At 73.8% G+C, this 15,184-nt stretch carries 16 protein-coding genes and 2 pseudogenes; 7 read left to right on the top strand and 11 right to left on the bottom strand.

Annotated elements, in window-relative coordinates; translation table 11 throughout:
• From IF73_RS0132135 to IF73_RS0132145, 3 genes are all read right to left on the bottom strand, one after another.
• On the bottom strand, positions 1–234 hold a 234-nt coding region (locus tag IF73_RS0132135), incomplete at its 3' end, for an ATP-binding cassette domain-containing protein (protein WP_199806756.1).
• A gap of 88 nt (positions 235–322) precedes the next feature.
• Positions 323–1,165, bottom strand: a complete 843-nt coding sequence (locus tag IF73_RS0132140; protein WP_031014033.1) for a DUF4097 family beta strand repeat-containing protein — start codon at positions 1,163–1,165, stop codon at positions 323–325.
• Between the two features lie 86 nt (positions 1,166–1,251).
• Positions 1,252–1,770 carry a toxin-antitoxin system HicB family antitoxin gene (locus IF73_RS0132145; protein WP_031014034.1) on the bottom strand — a complete coding sequence of 173 codons (519 nt, stop codon included), beginning with the start codon at positions 1,768–1,770 and terminating at the stop codon, positions 1,252–1,254.
• A gap of 347 nt (positions 1,771–2,117) precedes the next feature.
• On the opposite strand from IF73_RS0132145, the gene IF73_RS0132150 reads away from it, so the two are divergent.
• The 5 genes and pseudogenes from IF73_RS0132150 to IF73_RS0132165 all read left to right on the top strand — a co-directional run bounded on the left by IF73_RS0132150 (position 2,118) and on the right by IF73_RS0132165 (position 6,467).
• The gene (locus IF73_RS0132150) at positions 2,118–3,215 is read left to right on the top strand and encodes a chitinase (protein ID WP_031014035.1); all 1,098 of its coding nucleotides are present in this window, start codon (positions 2,118–2,120) and stop codon (positions 3,213–3,215) included.
• Between the two features lie 198 nt (positions 3,216–3,413).
• Positions 3,414–3,554: pseudogene (locus IF73_RS42350) on the top strand (carbon-nitrogen hydrolase family protein); the annotation flags it as partial.
• Positions 3,555–3,642: 88 nt separating this feature from the next.
• Positions 3,643–3,963, top strand: a complete 321-nt coding sequence (locus IF73_RS42355) for a nitrilase-related carbon-nitrogen hydrolase (protein WP_234338405.1) — start codon at positions 3,643–3,645, stop codon at positions 3,961–3,963.
• A 106-nt stretch (positions 3,964–4,069) separates the two neighbouring features.
• Positions 4,070–5,485 carry an amidase gene (locus IF73_RS0132160; RefSeq protein ID WP_031014036.1) on the top strand — a complete coding sequence of 472 codons (1,416 nt, stop codon included), beginning with the start codon at positions 4,070–4,072 and terminating at the stop codon, positions 5,483–5,485.
• Positions 5,486–5,561: 76 nt separating this feature from the next.
• A complete protein-coding gene (locus IF73_RS0132165; protein ID WP_031014037.1) occupies positions 5,562–6,467 on the top strand; it encodes a hypothetical protein in 906 nt (301 codons plus the stop codon).
• Between the two features lie 20 nt (positions 6,468–6,487).
• Here the strand turns inward: IF73_RS0132165 and IF73_RS0132170 are convergent, their stop codons facing one another.
• From IF73_RS0132170 to IF73_RS0132190, 5 genes are read right to left on the bottom strand one after another with little or no spacing between them, the layout of a single operon-like run.
• A complete protein-coding gene (locus tag IF73_RS0132170) occupies positions 6,488–7,420 on the bottom strand; it encodes an ABC transporter ATP-binding protein (protein ID WP_078868373.1) in 933 nt (310 codons plus the stop codon).
• Between the two features lie 53 nt (positions 7,421–7,473).
• Positions 7,474–8,496, bottom strand: coding sequence for an ABC transporter ATP-binding protein (locus IF73_RS0132175; RefSeq protein ID WP_031014039.1), 1,023 nt, complete (start codon positions 8,494–8,496; stop codon positions 7,474–7,476).
• Complete coding sequence (locus IF73_RS0132180) at positions 8,496–9,482, bottom strand: ABC transporter permease (protein ID WP_031014040.1); 987 nt, start codon at positions 9,480–9,482, stop codon at positions 8,496–8,498. The genes IF73_RS0132175 and IF73_RS0132180 overlap by 1 nt, the downstream gene beginning before the upstream one ends.
• The gene (locus tag IF73_RS0132185; RefSeq protein WP_031014041.1) at positions 9,479–10,417 is read right to left on the bottom strand and encodes an ABC transporter permease; all 939 of its coding nucleotides are present in this window, start codon (positions 10,415–10,417) and stop codon (positions 9,479–9,481) included. Before IF73_RS0132185 ends, IF73_RS0132180 begins: the two co-directional genes overlap by 4 nt.
• 14 nt (positions 10,418–10,431) lie before the next feature.
• Positions 10,432–12,183, bottom strand: coding sequence for an ABC transporter substrate-binding protein (locus IF73_RS0132190; RefSeq protein ID WP_031014042.1), 1,752 nt, complete (start codon positions 12,181–12,183; stop codon positions 10,432–10,434).
• A gap of 174 nt (positions 12,184–12,357) precedes the next feature.
• Between IF73_RS0132190 and IF73_RS41270 the strand changes: the two genes are divergently transcribed.
• The gene (locus IF73_RS41270) at positions 12,358–12,504 is read left to right on the top strand and encodes a hypothetical protein (protein ID WP_158822209.1); all 147 of its coding nucleotides are present in this window, start codon (positions 12,358–12,360) and stop codon (positions 12,502–12,504) included.
• 18 nt (positions 12,505–12,522) lie between these two features.
• Here the strand turns inward: IF73_RS41270 and IF73_RS0132200 are convergent, their stop codons facing one another.
• On the bottom strand, positions 12,523–12,774 hold the full coding sequence (locus tag IF73_RS0132200) for an EF-hand domain-containing protein (RefSeq protein WP_031014043.1): 252 nt from the start codon (positions 12,772–12,774) through the stop codon (positions 12,523–12,525).
• A 104-nt stretch (positions 12,775–12,878) separates the two neighbouring features.
• Here IF73_RS0132200 and IF73_RS42900 point away from each other — a divergent pair, with 104 nt between their 5' ends.
• Entirely contained in the window at positions 12,879–13,532 is a 654-nt protein-coding gene (locus tag IF73_RS42900; protein ID WP_031014044.1) for a hypothetical protein, read from the top strand.
• Positions 13,533–13,615: 83 nt separating this feature from the next.
• Here the strand turns inward: IF73_RS42900 and IF73_RS0132210 are convergent.
• Both IF73_RS0132210 and IF73_RS0132215 read right to left on the bottom strand, forming a co-directional pair.
• Positions 13,616–14,284: pseudogene (locus IF73_RS0132210) on the bottom strand (DUF817 domain-containing protein); the annotation flags it as partial.
• Between the two features lie 52 nt (positions 14,285–14,336).
• Positions 14,337–15,050 (bottom strand): hypothetical protein, encoded by a 714-nt coding sequence (locus IF73_RS0132215; RefSeq protein ID WP_031014046.1) that lies wholly within the window; start codon positions 15,048–15,050, stop codon positions 14,337–14,339.
• Positions 15,051–15,184 lie beyond the last annotated feature (134 nt).

Below are 15,184 nucleotides of genomic sequence, written 5' to 3' on the forward strand. Positions count from 1 at the left end.
GGCGACGGACGCCTGGCCGGAGTCGGCGGAGACGAGGGTGGAGAGGATCTTCACGGCGGTGGTCTTGCCGGCGCCGTTCGGACCCAGCAGGGCGAAGACGGTTCCGGCCGGGATGTGGAGGTCGACGCCGTCGAGGACGATCTTGTCGCCGTACGCCTTGCGGAGGCCGGTGGCGGTGATGGCGGCGGGCGTGGGGCCGTCCTGACTGGGCATGGGCATGACAGAAGAAGGCATGGGGCCCTCCGATCGAAGGGTGAGGGGTGAAGGGGAAAGGGGGAGAGGGAGGGAGAGAGGGAGAGGGGAGGGGCGCGGGGGTGGCGCGTCAGGCGCGGGCGCGGCGGATGTCGATGTTGCCCCAGTTGCTGCGCGCGCGGATCCTGACCGTCTCCTCGGACTCCTCCGGGGCCCCGGACGCGGTGAGCCCGTTGCGCACCTGGCCGCGGTTCGAGCTGACGTCGAGCCAGGCGGCGGTGCCCTCGCGGACGCCGACCTCGATGGAGCCGTTGGACGTCTCCAGCTGGACCTCGCCGCGGGAGACCTCGGCGACGCGGAGGCCGCCGTTGGTCGAGGTGCCGGTGACGTCCGAGCCGGCGCGCATGATCTCGATGGCGCCGTTGGCGCCGCTGACCCGCAGCTCGCCGGTGACGGTGTCGACGATCGTGCTGCCGTGCGAGTTCTTCAGGACGGCGGGGCCGGTGATGGTGCCGACGCGCAGACTGCCGCTGCTGGTGGTGAGGTCGGCCGCGCCCTCGATCCGGTCGACGCTGGTCGAGCCGTGCGCGGCGTTCAGCGTCAGCGGGCCGGTGGTGTCGAGCCGGACGTCGCCGGCCGCGATCTTCACGCGGGTCTCGCCGAGCCGGCCCTCGCCGAGCAGGGCGGCCGCGGCGCTGGTGACGTCGACGGCGGAGCCGGTGGGCAGGTCGACCGTCACGTCGACGATGCCGCCGCGCCCGAGCAGATTGGCCTTGGGGGTCTTGAGGGTGAGGACGCCGCGGAGGTACGTGACCTCGGTCTGCTCGGCCGCGCGGGCGTCCAGGTCCTTCTTCGCGTTGCGCGGGCGGACCTCGACGACGGTGTCGGAGCGGTCGCTGGCGGTGAACTGGAGGGAGCCGGCATACACGTAGGCGGTGACGGAGATCGGTGCGGGAGTGTCGAAAGAAGGCATGGCTGTCCCGTCCTCTTGGGTCGTCGGGTCGTCCCCGCAGGTGGGGGCCGTGGTGGGAAGGAGTGGTACGGGCGGGGCCGCGAGGGTCAGCGGACCCAGCCCGTGATGCTCTGTCCGGTGGTGCGGGTCTTCTCCGGGGCGCGAGGGGCGGTGCCGCCGGCGACCGCCGTCGACACGGCCCGTACCAGCCAGGCGTTGACCGACAGGCCCTCGCGGGCGGCGGCCTCCTCGGCGCGGGCCTTGAGGTGGGCCGGCAGGCGCAGGTTGACGCGGGCGGTGCCGCCTTCGTCGCCCTCGCCGGCGGCCGGGACCGGGAGGGGCTCGGCGGGCGGGGTCGGCTCCGCGGGGGCGGCGCTGTCGGTGGGCGGCAGCGTCACCACGAAGTCGGGGTCGAGCCCGCGCAGCCGTACGTCGACCGAGCCGGGGGCGAGCTCACGGGTGATCTCGTCCATGGCGGCGGAGAGCACGTTGAGCATGGTCAGACGGGTCGCCGACTCCAGGGGGGCGGTGAGCCGCTCGGCCAGGTCGCGCGCTTCGTCGCCACCGGCTTCGGCGGCCACCGCGAGTTCGCGGCGGAGGCTGTCGACGTACGGGGTGAGGTCCATGACGTCATCATGGCACCATCTTGGCGCCATGTGCAACCCCTGGTGATGCCATGTGGCACCGAATGGCGTCAGATGGCGCCATGCGTGGCGCCGAGTGGCATCGCGTGGCGCCGGAGTGGCGCGCTGTGGTGTCAGGTGGCGCCAGGTGGAGCCGGGTGGTGCCGGGTGGCGCGGTGGGGTCTCGCCGGGGGTGGGGTGGCGGTGGCTGGTCGACGGTCGGTCGCGCCGACGGTATGGCGTCAACTCCCCTATTACCGCGTGTGGTTGACGGTAGGTCTGGACCAATCTACGGTCGACTGGAGCGCGCGCCATGCCCCGGACCGCCCCCCACGTCCCAAGGAGCACGCATGCCAGGCTCACGGATCGTCCGCGCCCTCGGAGCGGGCGCGAGCGCCCTCGCCGCCCTGCTCGCCACCGTCACCGCCGCCGCACCCGCGCAAGCCGGCGCCACTGGTGCCACCACGGCCACCCCCACCGCCACCGCCGCCGACACCTGCGCCCTCAAGCCCCGCCCCACCGGCAAGGTGCTCCAGGGCTACTGGGAGAACTGGGACGGCGCCGCCAACGGCGTCCACCCGCCGTTCGGCTGGGTGCCCATCGACGACCCCCGGCTCGCCGCCCACGGGTACAACGTCGTCAACGCCGCCTTCCCCGTGATCCGCTCGGACGGCACGGTGTTGTGGGAGGACGGCATGGACAACACCGTCCGCGTCTCCACCCCGGCAGAGATGTGCCGCGCCAAGGCCGCCGGCGCCACCCTCCTCATGTCCATCGGCGGCGCCGCCGCCGGGATCGACCTCGGCTCCCAGGCCGTCGCCGACCGCTTCGTCGCGACGATCGTCCCGATCCTCCAGAAGTACAACTTCGACGGCATCGACATCGACATCGAGACCGGACTCGTCGGCAGCGGCAGCATCACCACCCTCTCCGCCTCCCAGGCCAACCTGATCCGCATCATCGACGGCGTCCTCGCCCGCATGCCCGCCGGCTTCGGCCTCACCATGGCCCCCGAGACCGCCTACGTCACCGGCGGCAGCGTCGCGTACGGCTCGATCTGGGGCGCGTACCTCCCGATCGTCAAGAAGTACGCCGACAACGGGCGCCTGTGGTGGCTGAACATGCAGTACTACAACGGCAGCATGTACGGCTGCTCCGGCGACTCGTACCCCGCCGGCACCGTCGCCGGCTTCACCGCCCAGACCGACTGCCTCGACCGCGGCCTGGTCGTCCAGGGCACCACCGTCCGCGTCCCGTACGACAAGCAGGTCCCCGGCCTGCCGGCCCAGCCGGGCGCCGGCGGCGGGTACATGTCGCCGTCCCTCGTCGCGCAGGCGTGGAACCACTACGGCGGGCGCCTCAAGGGCCTGATGACCTGGTCGGCGAACTGGGACGGCTCGAGGAACTGGACCTTCGGCGACAACGTCAGGCGGCTCCAGGGCCGTTGAGGACCCTCCGCCGGTGTGGGCCTCGCGCGAGCGCGCGGGGCCCACACGCGCGAGGGGGCCCGCCGGGGCTCCTCAGGCGCGGCCGTCGAGGTCGTGGCCGGTGACGGCGCGGGCGTACGCGTGCAGGGCCGTGATCACCTCCGCGCGGGTCCGACGGCCGGCGAGGACCTCCATCTGGTAGCCGTCCGCGCCCTCGCCGTGTCACCCCGCGGCGAGATCGTCGCCCGCTACCGCAAGGTCTTCCCCTGGCAGCCGTACGAGAAGGCGACGCCCGGCATCGGCTTCACCGTCTTCGACATCCCGGACGTCGGCCGGGTGGGCCTGGCCGTCTGTTACGACGGGTCGTTCCCCGAGACCGTGCGCCAGCTCGCCTGGCTGGGTGCGGAGGCCGTCGTCCAGCCCACCCTGACCCCCCCGCGACCGCGAGATGGAACTGGTCTGCGCCCGTGCCAACGCCTGGACCAACCAGGTCTACGTCGTCAACGTCAACGCCGCCGACCCCGCGGGCGTCGGCGCGAGCGTCGTCGTCGACCCGGAGGGCCTGGTGCGCCAGCAGGCCGGACACGGCGAGGAGGTCCTCGTCGACGTCCTCGACCTCGACGCCGTCACCCGGGTGCGCCGCTACGGTTCCGCCGGCATCAACCGCCCCTGGGCCCAGCTCGCCCGCTACGGATCGACGATCGAACTCCCCATGTACGGGGGTACGTTCCGTACGCCCGACTGGATGGAGGACGGCGACGGCCGATAGCCCGCCCGCGAGCCGACGGCGGGCGTGCCCGGCCCTCGCGTGTTACCCGTGGGTACGTCATGATGGCGGTATCCATCGACGACCGACCCCGGGGGCTGAGGCAGCGGTGACGATCGAGAAGCGGACCACGGTGCACGCCTTCCGCGACGACTCCCTCGGGGAGCACGACGCCGTCGGCCTCGCGGAGGCCGTCCGGCGGGGCGAGGTGAGCCCCGCCGAGGTGGCCAGGGACGCGGCGGCCCGGCTCCAGGCGGTGGCGGAGCTCCACGCGGTGCAGATCCCGCTCGACCGGCCGGCGCTCGGCGGCGGCGCCGGCGGGGCCTTCGCGGGCGTCCCGACCCTGGTCAAGGACAACACCGACTACGCGGGCCTGCCCACCGGCCACGGCAGCGCCGCCTTCACCCCCCGGACGGCCCGCCGGCACGCGCCCTTCGTCCGGCAGCTCCTCAGCACCGGCGTCACCGTCCTCGGCAAGACCCGGCTGCCCGAGTTCGGCTTCAGTCCGACCACCGAGTACGAGTCCGCCGAACCGGCCCGCAACCCCTGGCACACCGGCCACTCCGCCGGCGGCTCCTCCGGCGGCGCCGCGGCGCTCGTCGCCTCCGGCGCCGTCCCGCTCGCCCACGCCAACGACGGCGGCGGCTCCATCCGCATCCCCGCCGCCGCCTGCGGACTCGTCGGCCTCAAGCCCACCCGGGGCCGGGTCGTCCCCAACGACCAGAGCCGGCACCTGCCGGTCGACCTGGTCGTCGACGGCGTCGTCACCCGCACGGTCCGCGACTCCGCCGCCTTCCTCGCCGCCGCCGAACGCCACCACCGCAACCCGAAGCTGCCGCCGGTCGGCCTCGTCGAAGGGCCCTCCGACCGACGGCTGCGCATCGGCTACCTGCTCGACTCGCCCAACGGCGTCCGCTGCGACGACGACACCCGCGCCGCCGTCACCGACACCGTCGCCACCCTCAGGGGCCTCGGCCACACCGTCGAACCCGTCACCATCGACATCGACCCCCGCTTCACCGAGGACTTCCTCACCTACTGGGGCATGCTCTCCTTCCTCCTCGGCGCCACCGGCCGCACCTTCGGCGCCGACTTCGACCGGCGCCGCATGGACGGGCTCAGCCGCGGGCTGCGCGAGGAGTACGTCAAGCGCTGGCGCGACACCCCGGGCGTCGTCCGCCGGCTCCGCGGGACCACGTCGGCGTACGCGGCGGCGCTGCGCGGCCTCGACCTCGTCCTCACCCCGGTCCTCGCCCGCACCACGCCCCCGCTCGGGCACCTCGCGCCGGTCGTCCCGTACCCCGTGCTGGTCGAGCGGATCCTGGAGTACGTCGCCTACACCCCGGTCGACAACGTGGTGGGCACCCCGTCACTCTCGCTGCCCAGCGCCCGCGCCACGGCCGACGGCCTGCCGATCGGCGTCCTCCTCTCCGGCCGCCCGGGCAGCGAACGCACCCTCCTGGAGACCGCGTTCGCCCTGGAGGCCGAGCGTCCCTTCCGTCGCATCCAGGACGTCTGCGGATGACGTCGAGCGGGTGACGGCGGGACGCCCGGCGGAGGTTCGCCCCGGCCCCGCGGGCCCGGCGCAGCAGAGTGGGCGCATGGATGTCGAGCAGGTCACCGGCGAGCTGTACGGGCTGCGGCCGTCCGAGTTCACTGCGGCCAGGGACGCGTACGCCGCCGAGGCGCGCCGGGCGAAGGACACGGCCGCCGCGAAGGCGATCGCGGCGCTGCGGCGGCCGCCGCTCGCCGTCTGGGCGGCGAACCTCCTCGCCCGTGAACGGCCGGAGGATGCCGAGCGGTTCCTCGCCCTGGGCGAGGCGCTGCGCGCCGCCCACCGGACGCTCGACGGCGAGCGGCTGCGGGAGGCGAGCCGGCAGCAGCACCGGCTCGTCGCGGCGCTCGTCCGGACCGCCACCGGTCTCGCGGAGGAGGCCGGCCAGCCCGTGAGCGACACGGTGCTCGGCGACGTCGAAAGGATCCTGCACGCAGTCCTCGCCCTCCCCGAGGTCGCCGGGCCCTGGGCCAAGGGACGCCTCGCCGCGATGCCGGAGACGGCCGTCGGCTTCCCCGCCGTCCCCTCCGAGACCCTGACGACCCTGACGACCCGGACCCCGGCCTCCCCGGCGGAGAAGAAACCGGCCGCCCCGGCGGAGACGAAAAAGGCCCAGAGGGCCCGGAAGGCCCAGAAGGCCCAGAAGGCCGAAGAGGCCCGTGAGGCCGGAGCAGCGAAAGAGGCGGAAGCCAAGGCGGAGGAGGCCCGGGCCGCCCTCGCCCGGCGGGAGCGGGACCGGGATGCCGCCCGGGAGACGGAACGGGCCGCGACGGCGGCGGCCGAGGAGGCCGCCGACCGGCTCCGCCGCGCCGAGCGGGAGCGCGAGGAGGCCCGCACGGCGGCCGCCGCCGCCGAGAAGACCGCCAAGCGGGCCGCTACGGACCTCCGGGCCGCCGAGCGCGCCCTGGAGAAGGCACGGTCCGCCGCCGAGGCGGCCGAGAAGACGGCCTGACGGGGGGCCGACCCGGCCCGTCAGCCCTCCTCCGGGAAGTGGCAGGCCACCTCCCGGGGTTCGCCCGCCGCGAGCGACCGCAGGACCGGCGCCTCGGTGCGGCAGATCGCCTGGGCCTTCGGGCAGCGCGGATGGAAGGTGCAGCCCGGCGGGGGAGCGGCGGGGCTCGGCGGGTCGCCGAGCAGGGTGATGCGCTCGCGGGCCCGCTCGGCCGCCGGGTCCGGCAGCGGCACCGCGGAGAGCAGCGCCCGCGTGTAGGGGTGCGCGGGGGCCTCGTACACCCGCTCCTTCGCGCCGATCTCGACGATCCGGCCGAGGTACATGACCGCGACCCGGTCGCAGACCCGCTTCACCACCGACAGGTCGTGGGCGATGAAGAGGTAGGCGAGGCCCAGTTCGTCCTGGAGCCGCTCCATCAGGTTGACGATCTGCGCCTGGACGGACACGTCGAGCGCGGAGACCGGCTCGTCGGCGACGACGAGCCGCGGGCCCGTCGCCAGCGCGCGGGCGATGCCGATGCGCTGCGCCTGCCCGCCGGAGAACTCGTGCGGGAACCGGTCGGCGTGCTCGGGGATGAGCCCGACGAGCTCCATCAGCTCCAGCGCCCGCTCGCGGGCCCCCGCCGCCGAACTCCCCTGCACCAGCAGCGGGTCGGCGATGATCCGGGCCACCGGCTGCCGGGGGTTGAGGGAGGAGTGCGGGTCCTGGAACACCATCTGGATCTCGCGGCGGAGCGGTTTCATGGCCCGCTGCGGGAGATGGGCGATGGGCCGGCCGTCGTACTCGACCGAGCCCGCGGTCGGCTCCAGGAGCCGGACGATCATCCGGCCGGTGGTCGACTTGCCGCAGCCGGACTCGCCGACCAGGCCGAGGGTCTCGCCCGCCGCCAGGTCGAAGCCGACGCCGTCCACGGCCCGCACGGGCGCCGAGCGGCGGCGGCCCGGGAAGGTCATGGCGAGGTCCCGGACCCGCAGCAGCGGCGCTGCGCCGGGAGGAGTCGTCGTGCTCACGGGGCGATCCCTTCGTACGTGGGAACGGCCGGGAAGGCCGCGAAGTGGCAGGCGGCGGCGTGGCCCCGATGCCCGCCGAGCACCGGCCGCTCGGTGGCGCACCGGTCCCGCTCCTCCGCCGTGCCGGCCGCCGCGCGGGCGCAGCGGGGCGCGAAGGCGCAGCCGGGCGCCGGGTCGAGGAGGGACGGCGGGCTGCCGGGGATGGCCCGGAGCGGTACGTCGTCGGGGTCGTCCAGCCGGGGCAGCGAGTCGAGCAGCCCGCGGGTGTACGGGTGCGCGGGGGAGGCGAACAGGGCGTCCACCGGGGCCTGTTCGGCGGCGCGCCCGCCGTACATGACGAGCACCTCGTGGGCGACCCGGGCGACCACGCCCAGATCGTGGGTGATCATGACGACGGAGAGCCGGCGCTCCTGCTGGAGGCGGGCGAGCAGGTCGAGGATCTGGGCCTGCACGGTGACGTCGAGGGCGGTGGTCGGTTCGTCGGCGACGAGCAGGTCCGGCTCGCAGACCAGCGCCATCGCGATCATCACCCGCTGGCGCATGCCGCCGGAGAACTGGTGCGGGTACTCCCCGGCCCGGCGCTTCGGCTCGGGGATGCCGACCTCGGCGAGCGCCTCGACGGCGCGGGCGCGGGCGGCGGCCCGGCGGCTGCCGAAGTGCACCCGGTGGTGCTCGGCGATCTGCTCGCCGACGGTGTAGTACGGGTGGAGGCTGGAGAGCGGGTCCTGGAAGATCATCGCCGTCCGCCGGCCGCGCAGCCGGTTGAGCTCCCGGTCGGGCAGGCCGACGAGTTCGCGCCCGTCGAGCGTGACGGAGCCGGTGACCTCGGCGCCGGTGTGCAGGCCCATGACGGCGAGCGAGGTCACGGACTTGCCGGAGCCGGACTCGCCGACGATGCCGAGGGTGCGGCCGTGCGGCACGTCGAAGGAGAGGGAGTCCACGGCCCGGACGGGGCCGCGCGGGGTGGGGAAGGTGACGCTGAGGTCCCGGACGGTCAGGAGCGGGGCGGGGTCGGCCATCAGTACCTCACTCGCGGGTCGACGACGGCGTACAGCAGGTCCACGACCAGGTTGGCGACGACGATGAAGGTGGCGGCGAGCAGCGTCACCCCGAGGATGACGGGCTGGTCGCCGGTGGTGAGGGCGCCGTAGAAGAGGCGCCCGACGCCGGGCAGTCCGAAGAGCGACTCGGTGATGACGGCGCCCGCGAGGAGCCCGCCGAGGTCCATGCCGAAGATGGTGAGGACCGGGGTCATCCCGGCCCGCAGACCGTGCTTGACGACGACCGTGCGGCGCGGCAGGCCCTTGGCGCGGGCGGTGCGGATGTACGGCTCCGCCATGGACTCGATCATCGCGCCGCGGCTCTGCCGGGCGTACATCGCGGCGTACAGGATCGCGAGGGCCAGCCACGGCAGCAGCAGGTTGGAGGCCCAGGAGAGCGGGTCGGAGGTGAGGGGGACGTACTGCGGGTAGGGGAGCAGTCCGGTGAGCCGGATCAGCCCGTAGATGAGGAGGACGGAGGTGAAGTAGACGGGCAGGGAGGCGGCGGCGACCGCGCCGACCATCAGGGCCCGGTCGGTGAGGGTGTCCTTGCGGAGCGCGGCGGTGACGCCGGCCGACAGGCCCAGGGCCAGCCAGAGGACGGCGGCGCCGACGGCGAGCGAGGCGGAGACGGGCAGCCGGTCGACGAGCAGGTCCCAGACGCCCTCGCTGCTCTCGTACGAGTAGCCGAGGCAGGGGAAGTCGCAGTGCAGGGCGTACCGGCCGGTGCCCATGGTCCGGCCGGTGAAGATCCCGGTGACGAAGTCGGCGAACTGCCGCCAGAGCGGGGCGTCCAGGCCCATGTGGGCGCGGATGGCCGCCAGGCGTTCGTCGCTGCACGCCTTGCCGCAGGCGGCGGCGGCCGGGTCGGACGGGAGGACGTAGAAGATGGTGAAGGTGACGGCGGCGATGGCGAGGAGCACGCCGATCACCCCGAGGAGCCGGCGGCCGAGGTAGAGGATCACGTACGGCTCCCCCGCGGGTCGAGGACGTCGCGCAGCGCGTCGCCGAGGAGGGTGAACGCGAGGACGGTGAGGAAGAGACAGAGGCTCGGGACGAGGAAGTACATGGGGTCCGTGTCGTAGTACGAGACGCTCTCGGCGATCATCTGGCCCCAGGACGGGGTCGGCGGGCGGACCCCGACGCCGAGGTAGCTGAGCGCCGCCTCGGTGGCGATCATGCCGGGGACCATCAGCGTGGTGTACGCGATGACCGGCCCCGCGACGCCCGGGAGGATGTCGCGGGCGAGGATCCGCCAGGGTCCGGAGCCGCCGACGCGGGCCGCGTCGACGTACTCGCGGTGCTTGAGGGAGAGGGTCTGCCCGCGCACCACCCGGGCGACGCCGGGCCAGCCGAAGAGGCCGATGACGAGGATCATCAGCAGCATCCGGTCGACGTCCCTGGCCACCGACATCATCGCGATCATGAAGATGAGGGAGGGGAAGGACATCGTGAGGTCCATCAGCCGGGAGAGCACGGTGTCGGTGCGGCCGCCGAAGTAGCCGGCGGCGACGCCGGCCGTGGTGCCGGCGAGGACGACGATCGCCGTGGCGGCGAAGGCGATGAGCAGGGAGACCTGGGCGCCGTGCACGACCCGGGCGAACAGGTCGCGGCCGGTGACGGGTTCGACGCCGAGCCAGTGTTCGGCGGAGACGCCGCCGAGCGGCCCGATCGGCAGTCCGCCGAGGTACGGGTCGACGGCGGACTTGTCGAACTCCTCGGGGCCCCAGCCGCCCAGCGCGCTGATCAGCGGGGCGGCGACCGTCATCACCGTGAAGAGGGCGACGACGGCGAGGGAGACCTGGAGGGAGGCCCGGCGGGCCAGTTCCGCGCGGACGAGCCGCCAGGCCCCGCCGCCCCGGGGCACCGGGGGAGCGGTGGTGGTCGTGGTGGTGGTCATCGGAGGGGCGTCCTTCAGTCCGTGCTCTTGGACGGGTCCTTGAGGCCGACAGTGGCGTAGTCGATCTGGCCGCCCCAGGAGGTGTGGCCGAAGGCTCCGGCGATGTTGGTGCCGAGGACGAGGGGGCGGCGCTTGACGGCGCCGGGGGCGACGGGGGCCTTGGCGAGGATCTGGGCGTCGAGCTCCTGCCACGCCTTGTTGGCCGCGGCGCCGTCGGACATGGCGGCGATCTCGTCGATCCGCTTCTGGGTGGCGTCGTCGCGGAAGAGGGAGTGGTTGCCGGAGTTGCCCTTCTCCTTGATGGAGCGTCCGTCGAAGACGAAGGGGAGGAAGGTGGAGCCGGAGGGGAAGTCGGGGCACCAGCCGGTGTAGACGAGGTCGGTGCGGTTGCGGGTGTCGCCGATGGTGTCGTAGAAGGCGGACGGGTCGACGGTCTCGATGGTCACCTTGATGCCGGCCCGGCCCAGGGCCTGCTGGATGGCCTCGCCGATCGCCTTGTCGCCGCTGGAGACGGTGATGCTGGTGGCGAAGCCGTCGGCCTTCCCGGCCTGCTTGAGCAGTTCCTTGGCCTTCTCGGGGTCGCCGGCGAGGGGGATCTTCAGGGTGTCGGGCTGCTTGCCGCCCTCGAAGAGCGCGCCGGGCATGGCGGCCGTGGAGGCGTCGGTGAGGGCGGGGCCGCCGGCGGCGGTGACGATCGCCTCGCGGTCGAGGGCGTACTGCACGGCCTGGCGCACCTTCACGTCGTCGAAGGGGGCGCGGCCGGTGTGCATCTGCAGCATCTCGTTGCAGGTGCTGGACTCGGCGAGGAGACGGGCCTTGACCTCGGGCTTCGTCAGCACCTTGGGGGTGGACTCGGGGCGGAGGGCGGCCCAGGGCACGGCGGAGGCGTCGGCGCCGGCGGAGGCGATGAGGCGGTCGTCGACCTGGGTGCCCTTGAGGCCCATGGTGACGACGATCCGGTCCGGGTACGCCTTGCGGACGCTGTCCGTCTTCGGGTCCCAGTGGGGGTTGCGGACCAGGACGAGCTGCTTGTCGCGCGCGTACGTCTCGATCTTGTACGGCCCCGAGGAGAACGGGCGGTTGTCGTACTGGGGCCCCTTGTCCTGCTTCGGCGGCACCGGGGCGAAGGTCGGCAGGGTGGCGGCGAAGGGGAACTCGGCGAAGGGCGTGTGGAGTTCGAAGACGATCGTGCGCGCGTCGGGGGTCTTCACCGAGGCGAGGTGCCGGCCCTCGGCCGGGCCCTGGTACCCCTTGGCGCCGACCAGGTAGCGGGCCGCGTAGTCGGGGCCGCCGGGCAGGTCGGGGGAGAAGGACCGCTCGACGTTGTGCTTGATGTCCTGGGCGGTGATCGGGGTGCCGTCCTCGTACTTGAGGCCGGGCTTCAGCCGGAAGGTCCACGTCTTCGCCCCGTTCGAGGGGGTGCCCAGGTCCTCGGCGAGGTCGGGGACCAGTTCGCTGCCCTTGGCGCCGGGTGCGGCCCGGTACGTGACGAGGGTGCGGTAGAGCAGCCGGGTGCCGAAGTCCATGTCGGGCATGACCCAGTTGCGGGCCGGGTCGAGGTGGGAGAAGTCCTGGTTCGACAGGACGGAGAGGGTGCCGCCCTTCTGCGGCGTGCCGCCGAGGACCGCCCCGGCGTTGGCGGCGGCCGGGTTCCTGCGGTCCGGCCCGGCGGACGGGCCGCCCGAGGAGTCGCCGGAACAGGCGGTGAGGCCGAGGGCGAGGGTCGACACCAGGGCGACGGCCAGGGTGTGGGTGCGCTTGGTCATGGGGTCACTCCGAGGAGAGCGGGAGAACGGTCGGACAGCCAGAGCGGCCGGAATGTGACCCGTAACATAGTAATGTGAAATTGCACTGACAAGGTGTGGGATCACGCTCGGCCCGTCCGTTACCCATCCGTGTCCCTCGCCCCCGGACGACCCACTCGGTGGCGGGCGGGCCTTTTGCGCGGAGACTGCCTCAGCGCAGCCTCGCTCCCCACGCTCCTCGTCTTCGACCTCCCCGCGCACACCTCGCTGCTGCTCGCCGGCGGCCCGCTCGACCCCACCGGCGCCCTCCCCGCCGACACCGCCGTCTGGCTGCGCGCATGAGCGGCCGCGCCGCCGGGGTCACCAGCCGAAGCGGCGGTCCACGACGGTGGCGAACTCCTCGAAGCTGAGGACGCGGTCGCCGTTCTGGTCGGCGGCGTCGAAGAGCGCGGCGGAGTCGTCGTCGCCGCCGACGCCCCAGGCCGGGAGGACGCCCCGCGCCGCCAGGGTGGGGCCCTTCTCGCGCAGCGCCCGGATGACCTCGGCACGGGTCAGCGTGCCGTCCTGGTCGAGGTCGAGCGCGTCGAAGAGGGTGCGGGCCTTGTCGCTCATCGCGTGTCCTTGTTCGGTCCGGAGCCGGGTGCGTGCGGGGTTCGTACGGGGAAGGACGCGCCGGACGCCCGACGGGTTGCCCGGTATGTGTCTAGGCTCTGCCCATGGCGACCTCCTCCACTCCCGAGCTGCTGGTCCTGCACGCCGTACGGCTGCGGGGCATGACCACCGAGGCGGAGGCCGCGGCCCGCTTCGGCCTCGACGCGGACGCCGTCGGCGAGCTGCTGCTCGACCTCCAGGCGTACGGCCGGGTGACCCGGAGCGGCTTCGCCGGCACCTCCGGCTGGAGCCTCACCGACGCCGGCCGGACGGAGGGGGAGCGGCTGCTCGCCGAGGAGCTGGCCCGGTCGGGACACGGGCCGTTCGTGCGCGAGCGGTACGAGACCTTCCTCGCGTACAACGAGCGCTGCCTCACGGCCTGCACGGACTGGCAGCTGCGGCCCGACGGCAGCGGCCGGCTCGCGGTCAACACGCACGCCGACGCGGACTGGGACGGCCGGATCCTCGACGAGCTGACCGTCCTCGGCGGCGTCATCGACACCCTCGCGGCCGAGCTCGGCTCCCGGCTCGACCGCTTCTCCGGCTACGGCGACCGCTTCACCGGCGCCCTGGCCCGGGTCCGGCGCGGCGAGTTCTCCTGGGTGGACCGGCCCCGCGCCGACTCCTGCCACACCGTCTGGATGGAGCTCCACGAGGACCTGCTCGCCACCCTCGGCATCCGCCGGGGCGAGGAGCCCGTGCCGCCCGCGGCCGGCTGACCCGTCCAGGCGGCGGCCAGCACGAAGGTGACGGTGATGAGCAGCGCCCAGGCGCCGAACTTGGCGACGGAGACGGGCTGCCAGCCGTCGAGCTGGTCGGGGTAGCTCCACGCTCCGACGTAGGTGGCGGCGTTCTCGGCGATCCAGAGGAAGAAGCCGATGAGGACGAAGGAGAGGGCGAGCGGCATGCGCAGGTCCTGCTCGCCGACCCGGAAGCGGACCCAGGTGCCGGCGGTCGCGAGCAGCAGCAGGGCGGCGAGCACCCAGCGGGCGTCGGGCAGCCAGTGGTGGCTGAAGAAGTTGAGGTAGACCGCCCCGGCGAGGACCGCCATGATCCGCGGCCGGTAGCCGGTCAGGCGCAGGTCGAAGAGGTGCCAGGCGCGGCAGACGTAGCTGCCGACGGCCGCGTACAGGAAGCCGCCGTAGAGGGGGACGCCGCCGACCTTGGTGGCCGCGTCCTCCGGGTAGCTCCAGGAGCCCATGCGGACCTTGACCAGCTCGAAGAGCAGGCCGATGAGGTGGCAGACGGCGATGACCGCGACGTCCCGCCCGCTGTCCCAGCCGAGCCGCCAGGCCAGCACGGTGAGCACGGTCCCGTAGGCGAGCAGCAGGTCGTAGCGGGCGACGGGCAGCTCGGGCAGGAGCGTCGAGACGGCGATGCCGCCGACGAGCGCGACGGCGAAGGCGCAGCAGCGCGCCTCCAGGAGCGCGAAGCGCAGGAGCTGGCGGAGGCCGTGGGTGATCCGGTCCATGCGGGTGGGGACGCGCCCGTCCGCGTGTGCGGTTTCCGGATCGGGCGACCGGTCAGTGGTGGTCGTGGTGGTGGGCGCAGCGGGGGGCGGTGAGCAGGCGGCGGACCATGTCGCCGGCGGTGGCGGCGTCGCGGGCCTCGGCGGGGAAGAGGAGGCGGAGGTCGCAGTGGCCCTCGCCGTACTCGCAGCGCAGCGAGACGGCGTGCCGGTCCATGGCGAGCGGGAGGGTGCGGACGACGCCGAGCGGGAGGCGGGAGCCGGCGAGGACGACCAGGTCGGAGACGAGGTCGGGGTGGGCGTCGGCGAGGTGGGTGAGGAGCGCGGCCTCTTCGAGGGCGAGCGGGTCGGGGGCGGCGAGGGAGTACGCGACGGGGGCGACCTCCTCGGTCCCGGTGCCGGTGCGGAGGGTGACGCGGGCCAGGTCGAGGCGGAGCGAGTCGAGGTCGCCGGGGGTGGCGGGGGCGAGTCGTCCGGTGAGGGTGACCCGGGCACGGACCCGGTCGCGGAGGGCGGTCGGGGCGATGTCGGTGAGGTCGACGCGGACGTCGAGCACCCGGAGCGGGGCGCGGTCGAGGTGGTCGGCGAGCGGGGTGTCGGCGGGCGGGTGGAGGGTGATCCGGCCGCGGGCGCCGACGGTGTGGGCGCCGAGGAGGTCGTACGTCTGCCCGTCGAGGGTGAGGGAGAGGGAGATGGCCCGGGCCAGGACGGAGCGGACCTGTTCCGCGGCGGTCTGCTGGGGCAGGACGGGGGAGGGGGCGACGCTCACGGTGACTCTCCTCGGTCGGATCTTCCGGGGCGGCCGGATCTTTAGGTAAGGCTAACCTAACCATTCCTGGGTCGGGGCTGTCCAGAACCCCCGCGGACAGCGGGAATTCCGGGGTTGTCAGTGACCCCCGCTAC

The sequence above is a fragment of the Streptomyces sp. NRRL F-5727 genome (genome assembly GCF_000719555.1).
Classification (GTDB): domain Bacteria; phylum Actinomycetota; class Actinomycetes; order Streptomycetales; family Streptomycetaceae; genus Streptomyces.

What these genes read in the sequence shown, in the direction of transcription:
- IF73_RS0132140 (WP_031014033.1), bottom strand. Translation starts at nt 1,165, where the DNA reads ATGCCTTCTTTCGACACTCCCGCACCGATCTCCGTCACCGCCTACGTG.
- IF73_RS0132145 (WP_031014034.1), bottom strand. Translation starts at nt 1,770, where the DNA reads ATGGACCTCACCCCGTACGTCGACAGCCTCCGCCGCGAACTCGCGGTG.
- IF73_RS0132150 (WP_031014035.1), top strand. Translation starts at nt 2,118, where the DNA reads ATGCCAGGCTCACGGATCGTCCGCGCCCTCGGAGCGGGCGCGAGCGCC.
- IF73_RS42355 (WP_234338405.1), top strand. Translation starts at nt 3,643, where the DNA reads ATGGAACTGGTCTGCGCCCGTGCCAACGCCTGGACCAACCAGGTCTAC.
- IF73_RS0132165 (WP_031014037.1), top strand. Translation starts at nt 5,562, where the DNA reads ATGGATGTCGAGCAGGTCACCGGCGAGCTGTACGGGCTGCGGCCGTCC.
- IF73_RS0132170 (WP_078868373.1), bottom strand. Translation starts at nt 7,420, where the DNA reads ATGACCTTCCCGGGCCGCCGCCGCTCGGCGCCCGTGCGGGCCGTGGAC.
- IF73_RS0132175 (WP_031014039.1), bottom strand. Translation starts at nt 8,496, where the DNA reads ATGGCCGACCCCGCCCCGCTCCTGACCGTCCGGGACCTCAGCGTCACC.
- IF73_RS0132185 (WP_031014041.1), bottom strand. Translation starts at nt 10,417, where the DNA reads ATGACCACCACCACGACCACCACCGCTCCCCCGGTGCCCCGGGGCGGC.
- IF73_RS0132190 (WP_031014042.1), bottom strand. Translation starts at nt 12,183, where the DNA reads ATGACCAAGCGCACCCACACCCTGGCCGTCGCCCTGGTGTCGACCCTC.
- IF73_RS0132200 (WP_031014043.1), bottom strand. Translation starts at nt 12,774, where the DNA reads ATGAGCGACAAGGCCCGCACCCTCTTCGACGCGCTCGACCTCGACCAG.
- IF73_RS42900 (WP_031014044.1), top strand. Translation starts at nt 12,879, where the DNA reads ATGGCGACCTCCTCCACTCCCGAGCTGCTGGTCCTGCACGCCGTACGG.